The organism is Intrasporangium sp. Soil_C_50 (assembly GCF_057656595.1).
Window position 1 is genome coordinate 950,133 of record NZ_JBDGKB010000001.1, and the last position, 24,889, is coordinate 975,021.

At 70.7% G+C, this 24,889-nt stretch carries 19 protein-coding genes; 3 read left to right on the plus strand and 16 right to left on the minus strand.

Going from position 1 to position 24,889, the window contains the following annotated elements; translation table 11 throughout:
• Positions 1-175: 175 nt before the first annotated feature.
• Together AC3A5R_RS04440 and rpoB are read right to left on the minus strand one after the other, a co-directional pair.
• Positions 176-4,075: a DNA-directed RNA polymerase subunit beta' gene (locus AC3A5R_RS04440; protein WP_487619526.1), complete on the minus strand. Its 3,900-nt coding sequence runs from the start codon at positions 4,073-4,075 to the stop codon at positions 176-178.
• 139 nt (positions 4,076-4,214) lie between these two features.
• The gene (gene rpoB, locus AC3A5R_RS04445; RefSeq protein ID WP_487619527.1) at positions 4,215-7,697 is read right to left on the minus strand and encodes a DNA-directed RNA polymerase subunit beta; all 3,483 of its coding nucleotides are present in this window, start codon (positions 7,695-7,697) and stop codon (positions 4,215-4,217) included.
• A 532-nt stretch (positions 7,698-8,229) separates the two neighbouring features.
• On the opposite strand from rpoB, the gene AC3A5R_RS04450 reads away from it, so the two are divergent.
• Positions 8,230-8,877: a DUF4282 domain-containing protein gene (locus tag AC3A5R_RS04450; RefSeq protein WP_487619528.1), complete on the plus strand. Its 648-nt coding sequence runs from the start codon at positions 8,230-8,232 to the stop codon at positions 8,875-8,877.
• Positions 8,878-9,032: 155 nt separating this feature from the next.
• Here AC3A5R_RS04450 and AC3A5R_RS04455 read toward each other — a convergent pair whose 3' ends face one another.
• The 13 genes from AC3A5R_RS04455 to AC3A5R_RS04515 form a co-directional block, all read right to left on the minus strand.
• Entirely contained in the window at positions 9,033-10,043 is a 1,011-nt protein-coding gene (locus AC3A5R_RS04455) for an agmatine deiminase family protein (protein WP_487620119.1), read from the minus strand.
• A 68-nt stretch (positions 10,044-10,111) separates the two neighbouring features.
• On the minus strand, positions 10,112-11,086 hold the full coding sequence (locus AC3A5R_RS04460) for a nitrilase-related carbon-nitrogen hydrolase (protein ID WP_487619529.1): 975 nt from the start codon (positions 11,084-11,086) through the stop codon (positions 10,112-10,114).
• A gap of 79 nt (positions 11,087-11,165) precedes the next feature.
• Positions 11,166-11,978 (minus strand): hypothetical protein, encoded by an 813-nt coding sequence (locus tag AC3A5R_RS04465; RefSeq protein ID WP_487619530.1) that lies wholly within the window; start codon positions 11,976-11,978, stop codon positions 11,166-11,168.
• Positions 11,962-12,630: a hypothetical protein gene (locus AC3A5R_RS04470; protein WP_487619531.1), complete on the minus strand. Its 669-nt coding sequence runs from the start codon at positions 12,628-12,630 to the stop codon at positions 11,962-11,964. Before AC3A5R_RS04470 ends, AC3A5R_RS04465 begins: the two co-directional genes overlap by 17 nt.
• 65 nt (positions 12,631-12,695) lie before the next feature.
• Positions 12,696-14,015 (minus strand): MCE family protein, encoded by a 1,320-nt coding sequence (locus tag AC3A5R_RS04475; RefSeq protein WP_487619532.1) that lies wholly within the window; start codon positions 14,013-14,015, stop codon positions 12,696-12,698.
• The gene (locus AC3A5R_RS04480) at positions 14,012-15,214 is read right to left on the minus strand and encodes an MCE family protein (protein WP_487619533.1); all 1,203 of its coding nucleotides are present in this window, start codon (positions 15,212-15,214) and stop codon (positions 14,012-14,014) included. The genes AC3A5R_RS04475 and AC3A5R_RS04480 overlap by 4 nt, the downstream gene beginning before the upstream one ends.
• A 29-nt stretch (positions 15,215-15,243) precedes the next feature.
• Positions 15,244-16,437 carry an MCE family protein gene (locus tag AC3A5R_RS04485; RefSeq protein ID WP_487619534.1) on the minus strand — a complete coding sequence of 398 codons (1,194 nt, stop codon included), beginning with the start codon at positions 16,435-16,437 and terminating at the stop codon, positions 15,244-15,246.
• On the minus strand, positions 16,437-17,465 hold the full coding sequence (locus tag AC3A5R_RS04490; RefSeq protein ID WP_487619535.1) for an MCE family protein: 1,029 nt from the start codon (positions 17,463-17,465) through the stop codon (positions 16,437-16,439). The genes AC3A5R_RS04485 and AC3A5R_RS04490 overlap by 1 nt, the downstream gene beginning before the upstream one ends.
• Complete coding sequence (locus AC3A5R_RS04495; RefSeq protein WP_487619536.1) at positions 17,462-18,493, minus strand: MCE family protein; 1,032 nt, start codon at positions 18,491-18,493, stop codon at positions 17,462-17,464. The genes AC3A5R_RS04490 and AC3A5R_RS04495 overlap by 4 nt, the downstream gene beginning before the upstream one ends.
• Positions 18,490-19,857: an MCE family protein gene (locus tag AC3A5R_RS04500; protein ID WP_487619537.1), complete on the minus strand. Its 1,368-nt coding sequence runs from the start codon at positions 19,855-19,857 to the stop codon at positions 18,490-18,492. Before AC3A5R_RS04500 ends, AC3A5R_RS04495 begins: the two co-directional genes overlap by 4 nt.
• The gene (locus AC3A5R_RS04505) at positions 19,854-20,768 is read right to left on the minus strand and encodes an MlaE family ABC transporter permease (protein WP_487619538.1); all 915 of its coding nucleotides are present in this window, start codon (positions 20,766-20,768) and stop codon (positions 19,854-19,856) included. The genes AC3A5R_RS04500 and AC3A5R_RS04505 overlap by 4 nt, the downstream gene beginning before the upstream one ends.
• 7 nt (positions 20,769-20,775) lie before the next feature.
• A complete protein-coding gene (locus tag AC3A5R_RS04510) occupies positions 20,776-21,546 on the minus strand; it encodes an MlaE family ABC transporter permease (protein WP_487619539.1) in 771 nt (256 codons plus the stop codon).
• 1 nt (position 21,547) lies between these two features.
• On the minus strand, positions 21,548-22,588 hold the full coding sequence (locus AC3A5R_RS04515) for an ABC transporter ATP-binding protein (RefSeq protein ID WP_487619540.1): 1,041 nt from the start codon (positions 22,586-22,588) through the stop codon (positions 21,548-21,550).
• Positions 22,589-22,758: 170 nt separating this feature from the next.
• Here AC3A5R_RS04515 and AC3A5R_RS04520 point away from each other — a divergent pair, with 170 nt between their 5' ends.
• Positions 22,759-23,232 (plus strand): DUF4178 domain-containing protein, encoded by a 474-nt coding sequence (locus AC3A5R_RS04520; protein WP_487619541.1) that lies wholly within the window; start codon positions 22,759-22,761, stop codon positions 23,230-23,232.
• A 34-nt stretch (positions 23,233-23,266) separates the two neighbouring features.
• Here the strand turns inward: AC3A5R_RS04520 and AC3A5R_RS04525 are convergent, their stop codons facing one another.
• Complete coding sequence (locus AC3A5R_RS04525) at positions 23,267-24,361, minus strand: hypothetical protein (RefSeq protein ID WP_487619542.1); 1,095 nt, start codon at positions 24,359-24,361, stop codon at positions 23,267-23,269.
• Between the two features lie 121 nt (positions 24,362-24,482).
• Between AC3A5R_RS04525 and AC3A5R_RS04530 the strand changes: the two genes are divergently transcribed.
• The gene (locus AC3A5R_RS04530; protein ID WP_487619543.1) at positions 24,483-24,878 is read left to right on the plus strand and encodes a sigma factor; all 396 of its coding nucleotides are present in this window, start codon (positions 24,483-24,485) and stop codon (positions 24,876-24,878) included.
• Positions 24,879-24,889 lie beyond the last annotated feature (11 nt).

Sequence of the window (24,889 nt, forward strand, 5' to 3'; positions counted from 1 at the left end):
CCTGCCCGGCAGGCTAGTCCGCTTTGTCCGCTTTCGCCGGTCGAGACTCCCCCGGCGACCGAGGCGCGCGAGCGCAGGCGACCTCGACCCGGAACGGCCGCAGGGCCGGCTCCCCGGGTGGGGAACCGGCCCTGCGGACGGTGTTCGTGCGGTGCGACCCTTCGGTCGCGACCGGTCAGAACTTGTCGAGACCGAGCGCCTCGTCGTCGAGGCGGATCGCCTCGCCGGAACCGCCACCGAAGCCCGCGTAGTCGTACGCGTCGTAGTTCGGCAGCGAGTACATGGCGGCCTTGGCCTCCTCGGTGGGCTCGACCTTGATGTTGCGGTAGCGGGGCAGACCCGTACCGGCCGGGATGAGCTTTCCGAGGATGACGTTCTCCTTGAGGCCCAGCAGCGGGTCGGACTTGCCCTCCATGGCGGCCTGCGTGAGCACGCGGGTCGTCTCCTGGAAGGACGCGGCCGACAGCCACGACTCGGTCGCGAGCGACGCCTTCGTGATGCCCATGAGCTCGGGACGACCCGCGGACGGGCGACCGCCCTCGGCCATCGCCTTGCGGTTGGCCTCCTCGAAGCGACCACGCTCGGCCAGCTCGCCCGGCAGCAGCTCGGTGTCGCCCGACTCGATGATCGTCACGCGACGCAGCATCTGGCGCACGATGACCTCGATGTGCTTGTCGTGGATCGACACACCCTGCTGGCGGTACACGGCCTGCACCTCGTCGACGAGGTGCTTCTGCGCGGCACGCGGGCCGAGGATGCGCAGCACCTGCTTCGGGTCGATGGCACCCTGCACGAGCTTGGTGCCGACCCCGACGTGGTCGCCGTCCTGGACGAGCAGGCGCGAACGCTTGCTGACCGGGTAGGCGTGCTGGTCGGAGCCGTCGTCCGGCGTGAGCAGGATGCGACGGGCCTTGTCGGTGTCCTCGATCTCGATGCGGCCGGTGGCCTCGGCGATCGGGGCGACACCCTTGGGCGTGCGCGCCTCGAAGAGCTCGACGACACGCGGCAGACCCTGCGTGATGTCGTCGGCCGCGGCCGCACCACCGGTGTGGAAGGTACGCATCGTCAGCTGCGTGCCCGGCTCACCGATCGACTGGGCCGCGATGATGCCGACGGCCTCGCCGATGTCGACGAGCTTGCCGGTCGCGAGCGAACGGCCGTAGCACTTCGCGCACGTGCCGACGCGGCTGTCGCACGTCAGGACCGAGCGGACCTTGATCTCGTCGATCCCGGCCTGGTACAGCGCCTCGATCGCGACGTCACCGACGTCGGTGCCGGCCTCCGCGAGGACGGTGCCGTCGCTGCCGACGACGTCCTCGGCGAACGTGCGGGCGTAGACCGAGGCCTCGACGACCTCGCTCTTGGTCCGCGTGCCCGTGACCTCGTTGGTCGCCGCGATGGGCAGCTTGAGGCCGCGCTCGGTGCCGCAGTCGTCCTCACGGATGATGACGTCCTGCGACACGTCGACGAGACGACGCGTGAGGTAACCCGAGTCGGCCGTACGCAGAGCGGTGTCGGCCAGACCCTTTCGGGCACCGTGGGTCGAGATGAAGAACTCGACCACGGTCAGGCCCTCGCGGAAGTTCGCCTTGATCGGGCGCGGGATGATCTCGCCCTTCGGGTTGGCCATGAGGCCACGCATGCCGGCGATCTGACGGATCTGGAACCAGTTACCACCAGCACCCGAGGACACCATCCGGTAGATGGGGTTCGTGCGCGGGAAGTTGGTCTCCATCTCCTTGGCGACCTGGTTGGACGCCTGGGTCCAGATCTCGACGAGCTCCTGACGACGCTCGTCGTCGGTGATGAGACCGCGCTCGTACTGGGTCTGGACCTTGGCGGCCTTGGTCTCGTAGCCCTCGAGGATGTCCGTCTTGTTGGCCGGCGTCGTGACGTCGGCGATCGAGACGGTGCAGCCCGAGCGGGTCGACCAGTGGAAACCGGCCTCCTTGAGGGCGTCCAGCGACGCGGCGACCTGGACCTTGGAGAAGCGCTCCGCGAGGTCGTTGACGATCGCCGAGAGGCGCTTGCGGTCGACCGGCCGGTTCTCGAACGGGTAGTCCACCGGCAGCGTGTCGTTGAAGATCGCGCGGCCCAGGGTCGTCTCGAGCGTCAGGGCGGGAAGCATCCCGTCCTCGCCGACCTCGACACCCTCGGGGAGGGCGTAGCCGAGCGGCGGCACGACGTCGGTCAGGCGCAGCTTGATCGCCGAGCCGAGCTGGATCTCGCCGCGGTCGAAGGCCATCCGGGCCTCGGCCGGCGACATGAACGCACGACCCGCACCGAGACCGCCACCGTCGACCGCGTCGGTCAGGTGGTAGATGCCGGTGATCATGTCCTGCGTCGGCATCGTGACGGGGCGACCGTCGGCCGGCTTGAGGATGTTGTTGCTCGACAGCATGAGGATGCGGGCCTCGGCCTGCGCCTCCGCCGACAGCGGCACGTGCACGGCCATCTGGTCCCCGTCGAAGTCGGCGTTGAAGGCCGAGCAGACGAGCGGGTGGATCTGGATGGCCTTGCCCTCGACGAGCTGCGGCTCGAAGGCCTGGATGCCGAGACGGTGCAGCGTGGGTGCACGGTTGAGCAGCACCGGGTGCTCGGTGATGACCTCCTCGAGCACGTCCCACACGACGGCGCGGGCACGCTCGACCATGCGCTTGGCCGACTTGATGTTCTGTGCGTGGTCGAGGTCGACCAGACGCTTCATCACGAACGGCTTGAACAGCTCGAGCGCCATCTGCTTGGGCAGACCGCACTGGTGCAGCTTGAGCTGCGGGCCGACGACGATGACCGAACGGCCGGAGTAGTCGACGCGCTTGCCGAGCAGGTTCTGGCGGAAACGCCCCTGCTTGCCCTTGAGCATGTCGGACAGCGACTTGAGCGGACGGTTGCCGGGGCCCGTGACCGGGCGACCACGACGGCCGTTGTCGAAGAGGCTGTCGACGGCCTCCTGGAGCATCCGCTTCTCGTTGTTGACGATGATCTCGGGCGCGCCGAGGTCGAGCAGTCGCTTGAGGCGGTTGTTGCGGTTGATGACGCGACGGTAGAGGTCGTTGAGGTCCGAGGTCGCGAAGCGGCCACCGTCGAGCTGCACCATCGGGCGCAGGTCAGGCGGGATGACCGGGATCGCGTCGAGGACCATGCCGGTCGGGTGGTTCGTCGTCGTCTGGAACGCCGACACGACCTTGAGACGCTTGATGGCGCGGGTCTTCTTCTGGCCCTTGCCGGTGGCGATGATCTCGGTCAGCGACTCGGCCTCGGCCTCGAGGTCGAAGGACTGCAGACGCTTCTGGATCGCCGCCGCGCCCATGCCGCCCTCGAAGTAGAGGCCGAACCGGTCACGCATCTCGCGGTAGAGGATCTCGTCGCCCTCGAGGTCCTGGACCTTGAGGTTCTTGAAGCGGTCCCAGACCTGCTCGAGGCGCTCGACCTGCTGGTCGGCGCGCTTGCGGATGTTGTTCATCTCGCGCTCGGCGGAGTCGCGGACCTTGCGCTTGGCGTCGGCCTTGGCGCCCTCGGCCTCGAGCGTGGCGATGTCCTTCTCGAGCAGCTGCGCGCGGGACTCGACGTCGGCGTCGCGGCGGTTCTCGATCTCCTTCTTCTCGACCTGGATCTGGGCCTCGAGCGAGGGCAGGTCGGCGTGACGCTGCTCGTCGTCGACGGACGTGATCATGTAGGCCGCGAAGTAGATGACCTTCTCGAGGTCCTTCGGGGCGAGGTCGAGCAGGTAGCCGAGGCGCGACGGGACGCCCTTGAAGTACCAGATGTGGGTGACGGGGGCGGCGAGCTCGATGTGGCCCATCCGCTCACGGCGCACCTTGGCACGGGTGACCTCGACGCCACAGCGCTCACAGATGATGCCCTTGAAGCGGACGCGCTTGTACTTGCCGCAGTTGCACTCCCAGTCGCGGGTCGGGCCGAAGATGCGCTCGCAGAACAGGCCCTCCTTCTCCGGCTTGAGGGTGCGGTAGTTGATGGTCTCGGGCTTCTTGACCTCGCCGTGGCTCCACTGGCGGATGGACTCCGCGGTGGCAAGGCCGATGCGCAGCTCGTCGAAGAAGTTGACGTCGAGCACGTGGTTCCTTCTCTCGTAACTCTCGTTAAGTCTTGTGGTCTGACTGGTGTCTCGTCGACCGGTGGCCCGGGTGCCGCTCACCACGCTCGTCGTGGATGAGCCGGCGGGCGGCACCCGTGCCGGGGTCGGATGGGTCTGGTCAGACCTCTTCGACGCTGGACGGCTCGCGCCGGCTCAGGTCGATGCCGAGCTCCTCCGCCGCGCGGAAGACCTCCTCGTCGGACTCCTTCATCTCGATCGTCGTGCCGTCGGAGCTCAGGACCTCGACGTTGAGACACAGCGACTGCATCTCCTTGAGGAGGACCTTGAAGGACTCCGGGATGCCCGAGTCGGGGATGTTCTCGCCCTTGACGATCGCCTCGTAGACCTTGACGCGTCCGGGGACGTCGTCGGACTTGATCGTCAGCAGCTCCTGGAGCGTGTAGGCCGCGCCGTACGCCTCGAGCGCCCAGACCTCCATCTCACCGAAGCGCTGGCCACCGAACTGGGCCTTACCGCCGAGCGGCTGCTGGGTGATCATCGAGTACGGGCCCGTCGAGCGCGCGTGGATCTTGTCGTCGACGAGGTGGTGGAGCTTGAGGATGTACATGTAGCCGACCGCGACGGGCTCCGGGAACGGCTCGCCGGAGCGGCCGTCGAAGAGGCGCGTCTTGCCCGAGGCGTCGATGAGGCGCACGTCGTCGCGCGTCTTCAGCGTCGAGTCGAGCAGACCGGTGACGACGTCCTCGGACGCACCGTCGAAGACGGGCGTCGCCACACGCGAGCCGGGCGGGGCCTCGTGCGCGTCGGGGGCGATCTCCTTGGCCCACTCCGGGTTGCCCTCGATCTTCCAGCCGCGCGAGGCGGCCCAGCCGAGGTGCAGCTCGAGGATCTGGCCGAGGTTCATACGACGCGGCACACCGTGCGGGTTGAGCACGACGTCGACCGGCGTGCCGTCCTCGAGGAACGGCATGTCCTCGACCGGGAGGATCTTGGAGATGACGCCCTTGTTGCCGTGGCGGCCGGCGAGCTTGTCACCGTCGGTGATCTTGCGCTTGTTGGCCACGTAGACGCGGACGAGCTGGTTGACGCCGGGCGGCAGGTCGTCGCCCTGGTCGGCGCGGAACTCCTTGACGCCGATGACCGTGCCGGTCTCGCCGTGCGGCACCTTGAGGGAGGTGTCGCGGACCTCGCGGGCCTTCTCACCGAAGATCGCGCGGAGCAGGCGCTCCTCCGGCGTCAGCTCGGTCTCACCCTTGGGCGTGACCTTGCCGACGAGGAGGTCGCCGTCGCGCACCTCGGCGCCGACGCGGATGATGCCGCGCTCGTCGAGGTCGGCGAGGACGTCCTCGGAGACGTTCGGGATGTCCCGGGTGATCTCCTCGGGGCCGAGCTTGGTGTCGCGGGCGTCGACCTCGTGCTCCTCGATGTGGATCGAGGAGAGGACGTCGTCCTGGACGAGGCGCTGCGACAGGATGATCGCGTCCTCGTAGTTGTGGCCCTCCCACGACATGAACGCGACGAGCAGGTTGCGACCCAGCGCCATCTCGCCCTTGTCGGTGGCGGGACCGTCGGCGATGACCGAGCCGGCCTCGAGACGGTCGCCCTCGTTGACGACGACGACCTGGTTGTAGCTCGTGCCCTGGTTGGAGCGGGCGAACTTCGCGATGCGGTACGTCTGGTACGTGCCGTCGTCGTTGGCCACCGTGACGAGGTCGGCGGAGACCTCCTGCACGACGCCCGGCTTGTCGGCGCGGACGACGTCGCCCGAGTCGAGGGCGGCGCGGAACTCCATGCCGGTACCGACGAGCGGCGCCTCGCTCTTGACGAGCGGGACGGCCTGACGCTGCATGTTGGCGCCCATGAGCGCACGGTTGGCGTCGTCGTGCTCGAGGAACGGGATCATCGCGGTCGCGGCCGAGACCATCTGGCGCGGCGAGACGTCCATGTAGTCGACGTCGTTGCCGGGCACGAGCTCGACCTCGCCGCCCTTGGTGCGCACGAGGACGCGCTCGTCGACGAAGTTGTTCTCGAGGTCGAGCTGGGCGTTGGCCTGCGCGACGACGTAGCGGTCCTCCTCGTCGGCGGACAGGTAGTGGATCTCGTCGGTGACGTGGCCACCCTCGACCTTGCGGTACGGCGTCTCGATGAAGCCGAACGCGTTGATGCGGCCGTACGAAGCGAGCGAGCCGATGAGGCCGATGTTCGGGCCTTCCGGCGTCTCGATCGGGCACATGCGGCCGTAGTGCGACGGGTGGACGTCACGGACCTCCATCTGCGCGCGGTCACGGGAGATACCACCCGGGCCGAGGGCCGACAGACGCCGCTTGTGCGTCAGGCCCGCGAGCGGGTTGTTCTGGTCCATGAACTGCGACAGCTGCGAGGTGCCGAAGAACTCCTTGATCGAGGCCACCACGGGGCGGATGTTGATCAGGGTCTGCGGCGTGATCGCCTCGACGTCCTGCGTGGTCATGCGCTCGCGGACGACGCGCTCCATGCGGGACAGGCCGGTGCGGACCTGGTTCTGGATGAGCTCGCCGACGGAGCGGAGACGACGGTTGCCGAAGTGGTCGATGTCGTCGACCTCGACGCGGACGTCGATCTCCTCGCCCTTCTTGACGCCCTTCATCGAGTCGCCGCCGTCGTGCAGCGTGACGATGAACTTGATCGTCTTGACGATGTCGTCGATCGACAGCGTCGAGTCGTTGATCGACGCGTCGAGGCCGAGCTTCTTGTTGATCTTGTACCGGCCGACCTTGGCAAGGTCGTAGCGCTTGCCGTTGAAGTAGAGGTTGTCGAGCAGGGTCTGCGCGGCCTCCTTCGTCGGCGGCTCGCCCGGGCGCAGCTTGCGGTAGATGTCGAGCAGCGCGTCGTCCTGGCCCTGGGTGTGGTCCTTCTCGAGGGTCAGGCGCATCGACTCGAACTCGCCGAACTCCTCGAGGATCTGGGCCTCGGTCCAGCCGAGGGCCTTGAGGAGCACCGTGACCGACTGCTTGCGCTTGCGGTCGACGCGGACGCCGACCATGTCGCGCTTGTCGATCTCGAACTCGAGCCAGGCGCCGCGGCTCGGGATGATCTTGGCCGTGTAGATGTCCTTGTCGGACGTCTTGTCGGGCGTGCGCTCGAAGTAGACGCCCGGGCTGCGGACGAGCTGGGACACGACGACACGCTCGGTGCCGTTGATGATGAAGGTGCCGCGCTCGGTCATGAGCGGGAAGTCGCCCATGAACACCGTCTGGCTCTTGATCTCACCCGTCTGGGCGTTCATGAACTCGGCGGTGACGAAGAGCGGGGCGTCGTACGTCTGGTCGCGCTCCTTGCACGACTCGATCGTCTTGCGCGTCTCCTCGAAGCGGTGGTCGCGGAACGACAGCGACATGGAGCCGCTGAAGTCCTCGATCGGCGAGATCTCCTCGAAGATCTCCTCGAGCCCGGACCGGTCCGGGACGTCGGTGCGCCCCTCGGCCTTGGCCGCAGCGACGCGGGCCTGCCAGCGCTCGTTGCCGAGCAGCCAGTCGAAGCTCTCCGTCTGAAGGGCCAGGAGGTCGGGGACCTCGAGCGGTTCGCGAATCTTCGCGAAGGACAGACGCCCCGAAGGGGTCTGTGCAGTGGACATGTTCGTCGCAGTACGCGAGGCAGCCAAGGAGGGTCCTTCCACGGGCCTTTTCGAATCTTCAGATCCGCGTTGCCGCATGGCTCCGCTCGCGGGACCCGGGGTCAGAACTCGTACCGGACGGCACGGTGGTCAGCCTGACTGGACACGCGGAGAGAGGGCAAGGGCAGCGCAAAGGCCCAGCCTAGCCCTAAAGGGCAGGAGTGTCCAGCCGGGTCAAGAGCGGAGACGCCTGCCGGGGACCTGCCCACGGATTTCCATCCGTGTCGGCCGCGGCGGCTGCCTGCCACGCTCCCGGACCGGGAGCTCGCGAAGCGAACGCGTCGAATATGACGGTCAACGGGCGGCGCGTCAAGGGCCACTCGCCTCGTGGGCGCGTCGCAGGCACGTGGCCGGCCCGCCGAGGGGTGGTCGTCGCCGCGTCGCGGGAGGCGGCGAGGCGCGAGTCGGGGCACGTCGGACCTGTCGGGCACGACGCGTCGTCCCTAGGCTGAGCGGTGGAGCCCGGCGGCGGGTACGACCCCGGCTCCGCCCCTCGCCCACTCGAGAAGGAGATCGCACGATGTCCGACCAGAACCCGCCGGAGCAGGGTGCCTTCGGCTCCCCCGCGCCAGGATCCTCCGGTCCCGGCGCGCCGACGCCCGGTGGTCCCGGCCCGCAGGGCGGCGCCCCCGGTACGGAGCCGATCCCGACCGCCCCCGGCCCCGGAGCGGCGCCGTCGACCCCGTCGGCACCGCCCCCGGCGCCGGCGTCCGGTGCCGGTGGTTTGGGCACGCCGCCCCCGCCCCCCGTCGGTCCTGGCTCGCCCGGCGAGGCCGGCCCACCGCACCCCGAGCCGCACCACGAGCCGCACCACGAGCCCCACCAGTCCTCCGGCGGCCCCGGCGCCTTCGTCACCGCCGGCGGCGAGGCCCTCGCCGACTCCTCGACCGGGTTCTTCCCCGCGCTGTTCGACTTCACCTTCAACACGTTCGTGACGCCGAAGATCGTCCGGATCGTCTACGTGCTCGCCGTCGTGTGGGCGGGCCTCGGCTACCTCTTCGCCGTCATCGGGGGCTTCGCCTCGAGCATCACCACCGGCCTCGTCGCGCTGGTGTTCGGGCCGATCGTCGCGATCATCTGGCTCGCCGTCGTGCGCATCGGGCTGGAGTTCGGCATCTCGGTGGTGCGGATGAGCGAGGACGTCCACCGCCGCCTCCCCCAGGCCTGAGCCTGATCGAGAGAGCAGTTCGTCGCGAGGCCCACATCGAAAGAGCAGTTCGTCGCGAGGCCCACATCGAAAGAGCAGTTCGTCGCGAGGCCGTCCACGGCCGAGCGGACGAACTGCTCTTTCGATGTGGTCGGTGACGACCGACGGCGAACCGGTCAGAGGGTGGGCTGCTGCTGGGTGATGCAGTGGATGCCGCCGCCGCGGTCGAAGAGCGGCCGCGCGTCCACGCCGACGACCCGACGTCCCGGGTAGGCCTCGCGCAGGACGCCGAGCGACGCGTCGTCCTGGGGGTCGCCGAACGTGCAGGCGATGACGCCGCCGTTGACGACGAGGTGGTTGATGTAGGACCAGTCGACCGGGCCCTCGGCGTCGGCGAGCGTGCGTGGCGCCGGCACCCCGACGACCTCGAACCGCTGACCCCGGGCGTCGCGGGCATCTTCGAGCAGCTCGCGCAGCTGCCGGGACACCGCGTGGTCCGGGTGGCTCGGATCCTGCTGCTCGTGCAGCAGCACGACGCCGGGGCTCGGGATCGTGGCGACGATGTCGACGTGCCCGCGGGTGCCGAACTCGTCGTAGTCGCGGGTCAGGCCACGGGGCAGCCAGACGAACGCCGTGGCGCCGATGGTGCGGGCCAGCTCGGCCTCGACGTCGGCGCGGGCCAGGCCCGGGTTGCGGCCCGGGTCGAGCTGCACGGTCTCGGTGAGCAGCACCGTGCCGAGCCCGTCGACGTGGATGCCGCCGCCCTCGTTGACGAGGTCGGAGCCGATGCGCTGCGCCCCGGCCATCTCGCCGACGAAGGTGCCGATCCGCGCGTCGTGCTCCCAGCTGGCCCAGGCCTGCGCGCCCCAACCGTTGAAGACCCAGTCGACGGCCCCGAGCCGGGCGCCGTCGGCCGAGCGGACGAAGGTCGGGCCGATGTCGCGCATCCACGCGTCGTCGAGGGCGGTCGGCACCAGCTCGACGTCGGGGTGAAGGAGCGACTCGGCGACCGGCAGGTCTGCCGGCGTCACGACCATCCGCACCGGCTCGAACTCGACGACGGCGGCGGCGACGGCGGCCCACGTGGCCCGAGCCGTCGCGACCTCCTCCGGGGTGTCGCCGAGCGTGTAGCCCTGGCTGGGCCACGCCATCCACGTGCAGTCGTGCAGGTCGGTCTCCGCCGGCATCCGCCAGCCCGACGCGTCGGGTCCGCTGGGCGCGTCGGACCCGCCCGACGCGTCGGGGACGGGCGGAGTCACCCCGCCACCTCGCGTCGGTGCTCGGGCCGGACGGGCTCGGCGAGCGCGGCGTAGGAGTCGGGGCGCCGGGTGGCGAGGAACGGGAAGAGGTCGAGCCAGTCCTGGCGCTGGGCGAGGTCGAGGTCGGCGACGAGCACGGCCGCCTCGTCGCGCGGCGCCTGCGCGAGGATCCGCCCGTACGGGTCGGAGATGAACGAGCTGCCGTAGAAGGTGATGAGGCCCTCGGTGCCGTAGCGGTTCGGCACGACCATGAACAGGCCGTTGGCGATGCCGTTGCCGACGATGACCTGCTGCCACAGCGGCTGGGTGTCGAAGTCGGGGTGGTCGGGCTCGGAGCCGATCGCCGTCGGGTAGCAGAGCACCTGGGCGCCGCCGAGGGAGTAGAGGCGCGCGACCTCCGGGAACCACTCGTCCCAGCACGTCGGCAGTCCCAGGCGGAGCGCCGGGTCGGCGATCTCCACGACGGGGTACGCCGCCTCGGGCGGCCCCGGGCGGAAGTACTTGTCCTCGTAGTAGCCGGCCGTCACGGGGATGTGGGTCTTGCGGGTGCGCGCGACGACCTCGCCGCTCGGCGCCACGACGACGGCGGTGTTGAAGCCGAGCCCGTCGGCCGAGCCGTCGGGGGCGTCCGCCTTCTCGTAGAGCGAGGCGTGCACGTGGACGCCGAAGTCGCGGGCGGCCTCGCGGGCGAACGTCACGGTCGGGCCGGTCTCGAGGTCCTCGGCGATGGCGTTCGGGGTGCCCTCGGGCAGGGTGTCGGCCGGGTAGCGCGACAGCGTCAGCTCGGGCAGGAAGACGACCGAGGCACCGGCCTCGGCGGCGGTGCGGATGCCGTCACGCAGCGTCTCGACGAGCGCGGCGGGGTCCTGCACCCACGCGTGCTGCACGAGTCCGACCCGGACCGGAGGGGCCTGCGGCGCGTCGACGCGGGCGAGGGACTCGGGGACACCATTGGCCTGGATGAGCTTCACAGGGGGCAGTATGCCAACCCGCGGGCCACCCCGGCCCCGGTCCCGGACGACCCCTGGGGACGCCCGGGACCAGCCCCCGTCAGAATGCGGCCAGGTCGCTGACGAGCCAGCGCTCCCCCACCTTCCGCATCGTCGCGATGACCCGGTTCTGGTCGATCGCGGGGGTCGTGCTCGCCTTCGTCGTCGTCGCCTGGTTGACGAAGGCCATGACGCGCACCGTGGTGCCCTCGCCGCCGTCGCCGGTCGTGTCCATGACGCCGACGTCGTAGACCTTGGCCTGGACGGTCGCGCCGTTCTTGACCGCCATCGGCTTGATGTCGGCCGTGGCGACCTTGGCGAACTGCTCGCGGAAGGGCGAGTCGAGCTGCGGCGTCACCTGGGCGACGTGCTGGTCGAAGGTGGTGCCGGTGTAGCTGAGGAGGCTCTCGAGCGTCGTGCGGGCCGAACCGGCGGCCGCGCCGCGGTCGGCGTCGGAGACGCTCGGGCGCAGCGACAGGACGAGCGTCGTCACGAGCAGCGCGAGAGCGAGGACGGCCGCCGTGGCGGCGGGCCACAGCCGGTGGCGCGGGGTCGACCCGTCGGCCGCCTCGGACATGTCGGACGCCGTGTCCCCAGCGCGTGCGTCGACCTCGGGTGCCTCCGGGGTGGGCGTCGCGTCCTTGGCGGCCGCCTCGGTGGTGCGGCCGGCGGGCGCGTCGATGGGGGCGTCGATGGGGACATCGGTGCTCGGGTTCTCGGGCGCAGCGGGCGCCGTGACGGCGCGCAGCGCGTCCGGGCGGCGGTCCGCGCCGGCGGGCTCGCGGCGTCGAGACCCGGCGACGCGGCGGCGGGATGGGGTCTTGGCCGACGCGGCGGGCTGCGGCGTCCGGCGGGTGTCAGCTGACGAAGTCAAGGGCGTTCACCTTCCAGGCGTCGCCGACGCGCACGAGGTCGAGGCGCAGGCGGTAGGTCTTCTTCTCCGGGGTGCTCGTCGACGCATTGGTCGTGGGAGCCACGACCCCGACGATGACGCGGGCCGAGTCGTCGTCGGAGGACACGAGCGAGGCCTCGGCGCGCTCGACGGTCGAGACCGTCTTGTTCGCCGTGACGACGGGCTTGAGCTGGGCCAGGGTCGAGGCGTACTCGGTGCGGAACTGACCGGTGGCCTCGTCGAGGACGCGCTTGGTGTCGGCGTCGAAGGTCGAGGCCCGCATCGTCACGAAGTTGACGGCGATCTGCCTGCCGGCTGCGAGCGCCGCGGCCCGCGACTCGTCGGCCTGCCGGGCCTGCAAGGCCGAGCGTCCGAGCGTCGCCGCGACCGCGACGGCCGCGAGGACGAGCACCGCCGCGAGCGCCCACAGGACGCGCGGCGTGGGCCGCCACGTCCGGGCGCGCCGCACGTCACGCTGCTCACCCGGCTCGGACTGCTCGGCGTCGGGGCCCGCCGGGCCGTCGGACGCGTCGGGAGCGTCAGGCGTGTCCGGGGCGTCCGGTACGTCGGCGACGTGGGGCTCGTCGGAGGCGGGGTCGCGCCTGCCGGAGGGTTGGTGGGTGACCGTGGTCATTCGAGGGGTGTCCTTCCGTCACCGGCCCCGAGGCCTGGGTGCCCTGGGTGGTGCGGGTGGGGCGCCTACCGGAGCGCCTCCTGCATCATCCAGAGCCAGCTCGGTCCGTTGTCGGTGGTGCTGGTCGGGTTCGCTGTCGAACCGGGTCCACCGGTCGGGGCGACCGGTGCCTGAACGGACAACGAGGCGGGGCTGTCGGAGGTCACGGCCGGGTTGCCGAGCGCGACCGGCGTCGCGCCGAAGGCCATCGGGTAGCTCGCGCCGCCCTGGGCGCCGGGACGCGGCTTCGGCTCGTTCTGGGCACCGCGGACGTTGACGCCCGAGCCGCGGGCCGCCGCGCAGTGCGCGTCGAAGTTCGTCGGCGGCAGGTTCTGGGTCTGGTGGGGCTCGACCTTCTTCGTGCCGCCGTACCCCGCCTCGCAGGCCTTGGGGTTGTCGGCGTTGAGCACGAGCCCGAAGTGGGCGGTGCCGTCGCCCGGGATGACGGTGAACCCGCCGGTGACGACGTCGGGGTAGGTGACGAGCATCTGCTCGATGCCGTCGAGGCGGGCCGTCGTGACGTTGCCGATGGTGATGAAGTTCGCGAGCAGGGCCGCCAGGCTCTGCTTGTTCTCGGCGATGAGCCCGTCGAGCTGGTTGACGGCCACGGCTCCGCGGTCGAGGACGAGGCGCAGGTCGGGGTCGGCCTGCTTCAGTGCGTCCGCGACGTCGGCGAAGCCCGCGACGCTGGTGCGGATGTCGTCGCCGCTCTTCTTCTGCGTCGTCATGACGATGCGGCCGTCGTCGATGAGGCGCGTCGTCTCGGGCAGGGCCTGCGTGGCGGCGGTGGTCAAGGCGTCTCCGGAGTCGACGAGGCGCTGCAGGTCGGAGCCGCCGTTCGCGAAGGCATCGCCCAGCTCGTCGACCGTCGTGACGAGGGCGTCGCGCGGCACCGAGGCGACAGTGCGGTCGACGTGCCGGAGCAGCTGGTCGATGCGGATCGGGAACGCGGTGTCGTCGCGGGGTACGACGTCGCCCGCCGCCAGGTAGGGCGCGCGGTCGGTGCGCGGCTGGAGGTCGAGGTACTGCTCGCCGACGGCCGAACGGTTCTCGACGACGGCCTTGGTGTCCTTGGGCACCTCGGTACCCCGGTCGAGTCGCGCGTCGACGCGAACTCCGTTGCCGGACAATCGCATTGCCTCGACGCGTCCGACGGTGACACCGCGGTAGGTGACCTCGGCGCCGACGAAGATGCCGCCGGACTCGGCGAGGTCGGCCGACACGACGTAGCTGCCGCCGATGATCTTGTCGGTGAGTCCGACGTAGTTGGCCGACAGCACGGCGACGAGCACGACGGTCAGCAGCGCGAAGACGGTCAGCTGGATGCGGACGGTACGGGTGATCACCGGGAGCCTCCGGTCGGGAAGAGTGAGGACCAGGCCGAGCCGTCGGGGCCCGAGCCGGATGCCGACGGGCCGAGCGGCAGCCCGGGAAGCGTCGTGGGCACGGGCACCCCCGGGACCGAGGGCACCGGGACCTTCGGCACCGAGGGCACCGACGGCAGAGGCACGCCCGGCAGCGACGGAAGGCCGCCGGTGGGCAGCTTGCCGACGCCGAGGTTGTCGGCGATGGTCCCCACGTTGGCGTCGAGGGTGATCCAGAGGTTGGTGAAGTCGCCCCGGATCGTCGACTGGGCGTTGTTCGGGAAGGGATACGTCAGCAGCAGCTGGAAGCTCTTCGGCAGGTCGTCGCCGGCCTTGTTCAGCTGGCGCAGGATCGGGCTGATCGCGCGCAGGTTGGCCTCGAGGTCGGCCTTGGAACCCTTGATGACCCGGGTGCCGACCGAGCCGAGGTGGTCCAGGGCCGTGAGCATCGCGGTCAGCTGCTGGCGCTGGTCGGCGAGGATCTTCAGACCCTTGGGCAGCTCCTCGAGCGCCTTGCCGATGTCGTCACGGTGGTCGGCGAGGGTCTTGCTCAGCCGGTCGATGCCGTCGATGGCCCGCACGATCTCGGACTTCTGCGCGTCGAGGCCACCGACGAACGTGTCGAGCTGGCCGATGACGTCGCGGATGTCGGACGTGCGCCCGCGCATCGCGTTGTTGAGCTCGGCCTCGATCGTCTTGAGCTGCGCCACGCCGCCGCCGTTGAGCAGCAGGGACAGCGCTCCGAGCACCTCCTCGACCTCGGGGTTGCGCGTCGTGCGCGACAGCGGGATGCGGTCGCCATCGGACAGGCGCCCCTGCGGCGGGACGCCGGTGGGCGGCGCGAGCGCGACGTACTTCTCACCGAGCAGCGAGGTCTGCTTGAGCTCGGCGGTCGCGTTGTCGGGCAGCACGACCGAGCGCGGCAGGCGCATCCGCACCGTCGCGGTCCAGCCGTTGACGCTGATGTCCTCGACCGTGCCGACGGTGACCTGGTTGACCTTGACCGACGACTGCGGCACGAGGTCGAGCACGTCGGAGAACTCGGCGGTGACCGTGTAGGCGTCGTCGCCGGCGCCGGCCCCACCGGGCAGCGGCAGGTCGTAGGCGTTGCAGCCCCCGACGGCGAGGCACGCGACGACGGCGGTCGCGGTGGCCTTGAGGACGGTCCGGACCGTACGCATCGGAATCTCCTGGCAGGTCACAGGGGTCATCACCGACCACCCCCGAGGAGGCCACCGAGCGACGGGTCGGCGCCACGGAGGTCGACGAGGCCGCCGGGCTGCGGCGTGCCGCGCAGCAGGGTCCCGCTCGGCAGCGACGGCAGCTGCGGGAGCTTGAGCACGAGCGCCGAGCGCAGGGTGTCACACAGCTTGGTGTTGCCGGTCTTCGTCGGCCCGGTGAGGATCGAGCAGACGAGCAGCAGCGGGTCGTCGAGGCCCTTGGCGTTGTTGCGGGTGTCGAGCGTGCCGGTCTGCGGGTGGTAGGCGTTCTGCAGGTTCGACAGGGCCGTCGGCGCGTTCTCGAGCACCTGTGCGAGGGCGTCGCGCTGCTTGACGAGCGAGCCGGTGACGGTGACGGCGCGGTCGAGGTCGGTCTTGATGACCGCGCGGTTGTCGCGGACGAAGGACTGCACCTCGTCGACGGCGACGCCGAGGTTCTTCAGCGCCGACTTCAGGTCGTCGCGCTCGGCCGAGAGCTGCACGGCCACGGTGGCGAGGTCGCTGTTTAGGCGGCGCACCTGGTCGTTGTTCGTGGCGAGCATCGAGGTGAAGGACTGGAGGTTCTTCACCGTGCCGAAGAGGTCCTCGCGGCTGCCCGACAGCGTCGACAGGGCCGCGGAGAGGTCGTGGACCGTGCCGTTGATCTTCGTGCCGTTGCCGTCGAGGTTGGCGGCCGACGTCTCGAGCAGCTGCGAGAGCGCGCCCTGCTTGTTCGCCCCGTCGGGGCCGAGGGCGACCATGAGGTCGTCGAGGCTCTGCGACACCCGGTCGAGCTCGACGGGAACCGCCGTGCGCTCCAAGGGAATCCGGGTGCCGGCTGTCAGCGCCGGCCCGGAGGTGAACACCGGCAGCAGCTGCACGTACCGGTCGGACACGAGCGACGGCGCGACGATCGCGGCCTTGGCGTCGGCGGGCACGCGGTACTTCGAGTCGTAGCTGAACGTGACGTGCACGTGGTCGCCCTGGGGCACCACGGTGTCGACCTGCCCGACGCGGACGCCGAGGATGCGCACGTCCGAACCGGGGTAGAGCCCGACGGCCCGGGTGAAGTCGGCACTGACGCTCGTCTGCTCGGCACGCGGCCAGAAGGTGTACGCCCCGGCGGCGAGCGTCACGACGGCCACCGCGGCGACGAGTGTCGTGAGCAGCGAGCGCGAGCGGGCAGCGGTGCCGGTGCCGGCCATCAGCGACCACCTCCCAGCAGCTGCGGCAGCGACGTGCCGGGCAGGGACAGGCCCGGCGTGCCGACCGGCACGACGAGGTTGCTGACCCACGTGTCGAACCAGCGGCCGGTGCCGAGGGTGTTGGCGTAGACGCGGGTGAAGGGGGCCATGAGCTTGATCGTCTTCTGGAGGTCGGCGTCGTGCTTCTGGAGCAGGGCGAGGGTCTGGTCGAGCTCGTCGAGGGCCGGCTTGAGCTGGGCCCGGTTGTCGCGCGACAGGCCGGTCAGCTGCTGGGCCAGTGCGGAGGTGTTGCGGAAGAGCGTGCGGATCTCCTCGCGCCGCTTGGCCAGCTCGACCATGAGCGCGTCGGCGTCGCGGATCAGCGTGCCGACCTGCTCGTTGCGGCTCTTGAGCAGCCCGGTGACGCGGTTGGCGCGCTGGAGCAGCGCGGAGAGCTGCTCGTCGCGGCTCGCGACGGTGCGCGAGAGGCGGGACAGGCCGTCTAGCGTCGACCGGACGTACTTCGGGCTGTCGCGGAACTCGGTCGCCATGACCGTCAGCGACTTCGCGAGCTGGTCGGTGTCGATGCGCTCGGTCGTGGTCGTGAGGTCCTGGAAGGCGTTGATGACGTCGTAGGAGCTGACCGTGCGCGAGGTCGGGATCTGGGCCCCGGCGTCGAGCTGCCCGCTGCCCTTGGGGTCGAGCGCCACGTACTTCGCCCCGAGGAGCGTCTTCATCCGGATCGAGGCGCCGGTGAGCGAGCCGAGCTCGACCGCGTCGTCGGTGACGACGAAGTCGACTCGCACGTGCGAGCCCTCGAGGTCGACGCCGGTGACCTTGCCGACCTTGACGCCGGCGAGGCGGACGTCGTCGTCGGGGCGGATTCCTCCGGCCTCGGTGAAGGCCGCGCTGTAGCCGGTGCCGCCGCCGATGATCGGCAGGCTCGAGGCGTTGAACGCGAGGTAGAGCATGAGGGCGATGACGACGAGCCCGGCGATGCCGATCGGCACCGGGTTGCGCTCGCGGAAGGGGACACTGCGCGATCTCATGGCTGGCACCTCGCGGCCGCGACGTCGTACGAGGGGGTGACGCCCGGCAGGCTCGGGGTCTTCGTGTCGAAGCGGCACAGGTAGAAGTTGAACCACGAGCCGTACGTCGCGGTGCGGGTCAGGGTCTCGATTCGCTTCGGTGCCGAGGAGATGAAGTCCTCGAACTCCTTGACGTTGGCGGGCTTGTTGAGCGTCGTCGACAGCGTCCGCAGCTGGGCGACGTCGTCCTTGATGAGCGGACGGGTCGTGACGAGCAGGTCGGCCGTCTCGGCGGACAGGTCGTTGATGCCGCTCAGGGTGCGCCCGATCGTCTCGCGGTCGGCGGCCAGGCCGCTGGTGAACCGCTGGAGCTGGTCGATGAGGTCGAGCAGCTGCTGGTCGTGGGCGTCGACGGTGCCGAGGACGGCGTTGAGGTTGTCGATGGTGCGCCCGATGACGGCGTCGCGGTCGGCGAGCGTCGAGGTGAGGCTCGCGGTCTTGGCCAGCAGCGCGTTGACGTTGCCGCCCTCCCCCTGGAGGGTGTCGACGAGGAGGCCCGACAGCTCGTTGACGTCCTTGGGCGACAGCGCCGCGAAGAGCGGCTTGAAGCCGTTGAAGAGCACCGTGAGGTCGAGCGCCGGGTGGGTGCGGGCGAGCGGGATCGTCGCACCGTCGGCGAGCGGGGCCGGTGAGCCGGTGCCCTGGGTCAGCGCGAGGTAGCGCTGGCCGACGAGGTTGCGGTACTTGACGGTGACCTCGGTGCCCTGGGTCAGCACCGAGCTCTTGAGCACCGTGAAGTCGATCTGCGCGACCGACCGGCCCGTTCCTGGGGCCTTCGCCACGTGGACGCCGGAGACCTCCCCGACGCGCACGCCGGCGATGCGCACGTCCTGCCCCTCGACGACCCCCGTCGCGTCGGTGACCATGGCGGTGTAGGAGGCCTTGGAGCCGAACTGGATGTTGGCGATCGTCATGGCGAGGACGCCGGTGGCGGCGAGCGTCACGAGAGCGAAGACGACGAGCTTGACGAGCGAACCCTTCCACTTCATCGGGTGCTCACCACCGTTCCGCGCATGAGGGGTCCGGCGAGCAGCGTCTGGATGCCGCTGGGGCTCGTGTCGCCGGAGTCGTCACGGGCGAGCAGCGCCGCGACGAGCCGCTGCTCGTCGGTCGTGCCTGCCGACCCCGAGTCGGACGCGTCGGCCCCGCCGAGCAGCGCCTGCGGGATCGCGCTGAAGGGGGTGCCGCTGCCCGCGGGCTGCGTGCCGTCGTCGAAGTGGTGGCCCTTGAACGGGTTCGCCTGCGTGTTCGCGGGGTTGGGCAGGCCGAAGCAGTTCGGGCCGCGCTTCTCCTGCCACCGCGGCTCCTCGCCCGGCTTGTAGGCGTCGCGCGGCGGGACGACCTCGAGCGTGATGTGGAAGACGCCGCCGGAGAAGGCCTGGTTGACCCGCGGCAGCCAGTTGACGAGCCCCGAGGCCATGCAGGGGTAGATCGGCGCGTACTCCGACAGCAGCTGCAGCGTCGGGCGGGACACGCGTCCGACCTGGATGATGCGGTCGCCGTTGTCGCGCAGGAAGCCCGCGGTCGTGTTGGCGAACCCGGCCGTGCCGACGAGGAAGGCGGCCAGCTGCTGGTCCTTCTCGACGATGGTGCGGTTGGTGACCCGCAGCGACTCGGTGAGCCGGAAGAGGTCGGGGCTGACGTCGGCGTAGAGGTTGCTGACGTCGGCGAGCAGGCTGATGTCGTCCTTGATGACGGGCATCTGCGGGTTGATCGCCTTGAGGTAGCGGTCGAGCAGCTGGAGGTTGTTGCCGATGCGCTCGCCGCGGCCGTCGAGCGTCGTCGACAGGGCGTTGAGGGTGGTGGCGAGCTTGGCCGGCTGGACGGTGCGCAGCAGCGGGTAGAGGTCGTCGAGGACGCTCTCGAGCTCGATGCCGACCGTGCTGCGGTCCTGGCTGATGACGTCGCCGGCCTGCAGGTGCTTCACGCTCGGCGCCGCGACGGTGACGAGGTCGACGTAGCGCTCGCCGAAGAGGGTCTTCTGCAGGAGGCGGGCGTTGACGTTCTCCGGGATCTTGTCGATCTGGTCGGGCTGCAGGGCCAGCTCGAGCCGGGCGCCGTCGGGGGTGGCCGAGACGCTGCGGACCTCGCCGACGAGCAGACCGCGCAGCTTGACGTCGCTGCTCTCCTGCAGCTGGCTGCCGAGCCGGTTGGTCTCGAGGGTGACCATGACGACCGGGGTGAACCGCTTCTGGAAGGTGGCCACCGACAGGGCGACGAGCAGCGCCACCACGAGGAGGAAGACGATGCCGTAGGCCTTCTGACCCAGTCGCTTTCGCGTGTGCTGGGTGAGCGGCCCCGGCGTCGAGTCGGTGCTGACGTCGGTGACGGGCTGGGGCACGGTGGCGGTCATCCGGCGATCCTCACGCTCGTCGTCGCGCCCCAGATGGCGAGGGACAGGAAGAAGTCGACGATGTTGATGGCGACGATCGAGGTGCGCACCGCCTTGCCGACGGCGACGCCGACGCCGGCCGGGCCGCCGGAGGCCGTGTAGCCGTAGTAACAGTGGATGAGGATGATGACGACCGCGAACACCATGACCTTGCCGAAGGACCAGAAGACGTCACCCGGTGGCAGGAACAGGTGGAAGTAGTGGTCGTAGGTGCCCTCGCTCTGGCCGAAGTACGACGTCGAGATGAACCGTGTCGCTGCGTAGGAGCTGAGCAGGCCGAGGACGTAGAGCGGGACGACGGCCACGAACCCGGCGATCATGCGCGTCGTCACGAGGAACGGCAGCGACGGGATGCCCATGACCTCGAGAGCGTCGACCTCCTCGGAGATGCGCATCGCGCCGAGCTGGGCGGTGAAGCCGCACCCGACCGTGGCCGCGAGCGCCAGGCCGGCCACGAGCGGGGCGATCTCGCGGGTGTTGAGGTAGGCGGAGAAGAAGCCGGTGAAGGCGCCGGTGCCGAGCTGGTCGAGCGAGGAGTAGCCCTGCAGGCCGACCTCGGTACCGGTGAAGAAGGCGAGGAAGGCGATGACGCCGACCGTGCCGCCGATGACCGACAGCGCTCCGGTGCCGAGTGAGACCTCGGCGAGGAGGCGCACGACCTCCTTCTTGTAGCGGCGCAGCGTGCGACCGCTCCACGCGAGCGAGCGGACGTAGAAACGCATCTGCTCGCCGAGCGAGTCGAGCGAGCGCGCCGGGGCGCTCGCGAGACGCAGGGCCCTGGCGGCGGCGGGGCCGACGGGCCCGCGGCGCTCGGCCCGGGACCGCGGAGGGCGGCCGGACGGCGTCGGGGTGGAGTTCGTCGTCGTGGTCATCGTGGTCTCAGATCTTCTGCGGGACGACCTGGAAGTACACGGCCGTGATGACGAAGTTGACGACGAACAGGAGCATGAAGGTGATGACGACGCTCTGGTTGACGGCGTCGCCGACGCCCTTGGGACCGCCCCCGGCGTTGAGCCCCTTGAAGGCGGCCACGATCGCGGCGATGGCCCCGAAGATCAGCGCCTTGATCTCGGCGGTCCAGAGGTCGGGCAGCTGCGCGAGCGCGGTGAAGCTCGCGATGTAGGCGCCCGGCGTGCCGCCCTGGACGATGACGTTGAAGACGTAGCCGCCGACGACGCCGACGACGGACACGAGCCCGTTGAGCAGCAGCGCCACGAGCATCGAGGCCAGTACGCGCGGCACGACGAGGCGCTGGATCGGGCTGATCCCCAGCACCTCCATCGCGTCGATCTCCTCGCGGATCTTGCGCGAGCCGAGGTCGGCGCAGATGGCCGAGCCGCCGGCTCCGGCGATGAGCAGCGCGGTGACGATCGGGCTCGCCTCGCGCAGCACGGCGAGGACGCTCGCGGCACCGGTGTAGGACTGCGCGCCGAGCTGGCGGGTCAGGGTGCCGAGCTGGAGAGCGATGACGGCCCCGAACGGGATCGACACGAGGGCCGTCGGCAGGATCGTCACGCTGGCGATGAACCACGCCTGCTGGATGAACTCCTTGACCTGGAAGGGGCGACGCGGCAGGGCGCGGAAGACGTCGAGGGCGAGCGCGAAGAGCGAGCCCGACTGGCGGAGGGCGCCGGTGAGGGGTGCGGCCATCTCAACCCACCCCGTCCAGGGCAGCAGCGGGGGTCGGCTGCGCCGCGGTCGGGGCGCTCGACGCCGAGGGGACGGACGGCGCCGCGGTGCGGACCCCGGGCACGCCCGCCCGGTGGGACTCGAACGACCCGGGCGGAGGGGTGACGGCGTTGGCCCGGCACCACTCGCCCGCAGGGCGCTCTGCACGCCGGGGCGAGCCGTCGCTCGTGCCCAGCTGGAGCGCGATGGGTGGCAGCGGGGGCAGCTCCTGACCGGACTCCGCGGCCAGCTCGTCGGCGTCCTTCTCCTCCGACATGCCGATCGGGCCCACGGTCTGGGCGTTGAGGAACTGGCGCACGACCGGCTCCTCCGAGGACAGGAGCATCTCGCGCGGGCCGAACATCGCCAGGTGCCGGTGGTAGAGCAGGCCGATGTTGTCGGGCACGGTGCGCGCGGTGTTGATGTCGTGCGTGACGATGAGGAACGTCGCGTCGATCTGCGCGTTGAGGTCGATGAAGAGCTGGTTGATGTACGACGTGCGCACCGGGTCCAGGCCCGAGTCGGGCTCGTCGATGAGGAGGATCTCGGGGTCGAGCACGAGCGCCCGGGCCAGCCCGGCGCGCTTGCGCATGCCGCCGGAGATCTCACCGGGGAGCTTGCCCTCGGCGCCGGAGAGGCCGACGAGGTCCATCTTCTCGGTGACGATCCGGCGGATGTCCGACTCGCTCTTCTTCGTGTGCTCGCGCAGCGGGAAGGCGACGTTGTCGTAGAGGTTCATCGACCCGAACAGCGCGCCGTCCTGGAAGAGGACGCCGAAGAGCTTGCGGACCTCGTAGAGGTCGTGCTCGCGCAGCCGCGTGAGGTCCTGGCCGTTGATGACGATCGACCCGGCGTCGGGCTTGAGCAGCCCGACGAGCGTCTTGAGGAACACCGACTTCCCGGTGCCGGAGGGGCCCAGCATCACCGAGATCTCCCCCGCGGGGAGCGTCAGCGTCACGTCCTTCCAGATCGTCTGGGACCCGAAGGTCTTCGTCAGACCGCTGACTGCGATCTCCACACCCATGTGGCACCTACTCGTTCTCGACCGTCTCGACTCGGTTGACTGGGAAACGAGTGGTCCGGGGCGAAGTTACGCGCCAGTTGGTGTCAGCCCGCCATTGCGCCGCCTGGGGCCCTAACCTTGGGGGACGCTGTGTGGCGCTCGTCGCACTCGGGGCGCGACCAGGAGGCCGGATGCGGGCACGACTGCGGTCCTCGCAGGTCACGCCCGGCGCGTTCGTGGAGGTGCAGGGCCGGCCGCGCCTCGTGCTCGGCACCCTGCGCTTCACCAGCGAGGGGCGCCGCTGGGAGGAGCACTGCGTCGAGGGCGCGCGCGCCGGCACCCGCGAGTGGGTCGCGATCCGGCCGCGCCTGCGCGAGACCGTCGTGGAGTGGACGACGCGCGCCGACCTCGTCGCCGAGCCCGACCTCGACGGCGTCACCCTCGACGGGCGCGACTGGATCCTCGACGAGGCCGGCACGGCGACCTACACGGCCACCGGCGACACGGGCACCGGCCCCGAGGGCACGTGCGACTTCGTCGAGTACACGAGCGGCTCGGACGCCGTGCTCGTGTTCGAGAGCTTCGACGGTGGCGTGTGGGAGCTGAGCACCGGCCGACGCGTCGACCCCGATGCCGTCGTCGCCTACCACGACGTCCCGGGCTGACCCTGGCGCGCCGACCTCAGGCCTCGCGGCGACGTCAGTCGTGCGTCGCGGTGACCTCGTGGCTGGCGGCCTCGCCCTCGACCCGCAGCGACACCGACGCGACGCGTCCGGCCGGACCGAGGCCGGCCAGGCCCGCGAGGGCCGCGTTGACCTGCTCGAACGTCTCGGGGGTCGGCACCGGAGCCTGGCCGTCGGCGTTGCCCGACAGGCCCGTCAACCGGTGGTCGGGCCCGACGGTGATCGTCGCGGCGAGGCGTTCGACGTCGGCGCCGCGGGCCGCCACGACACCGGCGTGCAGCGTGCGGGCCACGCCGTCGAGCACCGCCCCGACGCGCTCGGCGGCGTCGTCAGGTCCGGGTGACGCGGGGTCGTCCGCCGTCCCGACGGCCGGGGCCGACGCGCCCGCTGCGGGGGCGTCGGTGGGAGGCCTGTGGGCGTCGGCGTCGGCGTCGGCGTCGGGGGTGTCGGGGGTGTCGGGGGTTGCGACGTCGGCCGGGCGCGGCTGGTGGCCCTCGCTGAGGAAGCCCACGGCGGCGTACTCGATCTTGCCGAAGTCGACGACGGCGTCGCGCGCGAGCGAGTTGTCGATGACGTAGGCGAGGTTGACGGCGAGGTCTTTCATCCCCGGGTGGAGCTGCTGGCCGACGAACCGGGCGCAGAGCAGGAGCGCGTGGACCCGCACCATCTGCCGGCCACGGCGGTCCTGGACGCGCTGCTCGGGCTCGACGCGGCCGAGGTCGAAGCCGTCCTTGGGGTAGAAGTGGACCGGCCGCTCGAGGACGAGCAGCGAGTAGTCCGGGCGGTCCGAACCGGGCATCAGGCGGTAGAGCTCGCCGTTGAGCGGCAGCTGCCACTCGAGCTCGGGCGGAGCGACGTCGAAGCCGGTGACGCTGACGAGCGGCCCGTAGCGACCGGTCGGCGAGGCCGCCGACGGCCCCGTCGCCGCCTGAGCCTGAGTCGTCGGGGGGGCGGGAACGGGCGCGTCCGGCCCGCCGGCACCGGGCGCCCCGATGGGCGTCGAGGGCGGCGTCGATGACGGCGCCGGTGCACCGGGCGCCGGCGCGGCGCCCGCGCCGGCCGCGTCGGCCGCGTCGTCGGTGGACCCGTTGGCGCGCGACAGCCATCCCATGCGGTCAACCTACCCGCAGGGGTGCGCCACCCGGCCAGCACGTCGTGCAACAGATCACGTCTGTCGACGCGTCAGAGTGTCGGCAGCGGCACTCGGCCGCGCCCCGGGCGAGAGGTGGAGCGTGGAGGCGTCGTTCGAGGAGTTCGTGCGCACGCGCGGGCCGGTCCTGCTGCGGTACGCGCACCTGCTGTGCGGCGGCGGCGCCCGGGCCGAGGACCTCGTACAGGACGCGCTCGTCAAGGTGCACCGTCGCTGGGGCCGCTCGGTCGACCTCGCCGGGCCGTTCGCCTGCACCCGACGCGCGGTGACGAACGAGTACCTCAGCTGGCGGCGTCGGCTCGCCAGCCGCGAGCTGCGGCCGGTCACGGTGCCGGACCGGTCGGTGGCGGGCCCCGCGGATGCCGTCGCCGACCGTGAACTCGCGCGTTCGGTCATCGGCGGTCTCCCCCGACGCCAAGGCGTCGTGCTCGTGCTGCGCTCGCGTCGACCGACCTTTCGCGGGTCCCGGACGTCATGACCACGACGGTC

Coding starts and splice junctions, on each gene's coding strand:
- AC3A5R_RS04450 (WP_487619528.1), top strand. CDS start 8,230: ATGTCCGACCAGAACCCGCCGGAGCAGGGTGCCTTCGGCTCCCCCGCG.
- AC3A5R_RS04455 (WP_487620119.1), bottom strand. CDS start 10,043: ATGCCGGCGGAGACCGACCTGCACGACTGCACGTGGATGGCGTGGCCC.
- AC3A5R_RS04470 (WP_487619531.1), bottom strand. CDS start 12,630: ATGACCACGGTCACCCACCAACCCTCCGGCAGGCGCGACCCCGCCTCC.
- AC3A5R_RS04480 (WP_487619533.1), bottom strand. CDS start 15,214: ATGCGTACGGTCCGGACCGTCCTCAAGGCCACCGCGACCGCCGTCGTC.
- AC3A5R_RS04485 (WP_487619534.1), bottom strand. CDS start 16,437: ATGGCCGGCACCGGCACCGCTGCCCGCTCGCGCTCGCTGCTCACGACA.
- AC3A5R_RS04490 (WP_487619535.1), bottom strand. CDS start 17,465: ATGAGATCGCGCAGTGTCCCCTTCCGCGAGCGCAACCCGGTGCCGATC.
- AC3A5R_RS04495 (WP_487619536.1), bottom strand. CDS start 18,493: ATGAAGTGGAAGGGTTCGCTCGTCAAGCTCGTCGTCTTCGCTCTCGTG.
- AC3A5R_RS04500 (WP_487619537.1), bottom strand. CDS start 19,857: ATGACCGCCACCGTGCCCCAGCCCGTCACCGACGTCAGCACCGACTCG.
- AC3A5R_RS04505 (WP_487619538.1), bottom strand. CDS start 20,768: ATGACCACGACGACGAACTCCACCCCGACGCCGTCCGGCCGCCCTCCG.
- AC3A5R_RS04510 (WP_487619539.1), bottom strand. CDS start 21,546: ATGGCCGCACCCCTCACCGGCGCCCTCCGCCAGTCGGGCTCGCTCTTC.
- AC3A5R_RS04515 (WP_487619540.1), bottom strand. CDS start 22,588: ATGGGTGTGGAGATCGCAGTCAGCGGTCTGACGAAGACCTTCGGGTCC.
- AC3A5R_RS04520 (WP_487619541.1), top strand. CDS start 22,759: ATGCGGGCACGACTGCGGTCCTCGCAGGTCACGCCCGGCGCGTTCGTG.
- AC3A5R_RS04525 (WP_487619542.1), bottom strand. CDS start 24,361: ATGGGATGGCTGTCGCGCGCCAACGGGTCCACCGACGACGCGGCCGAC.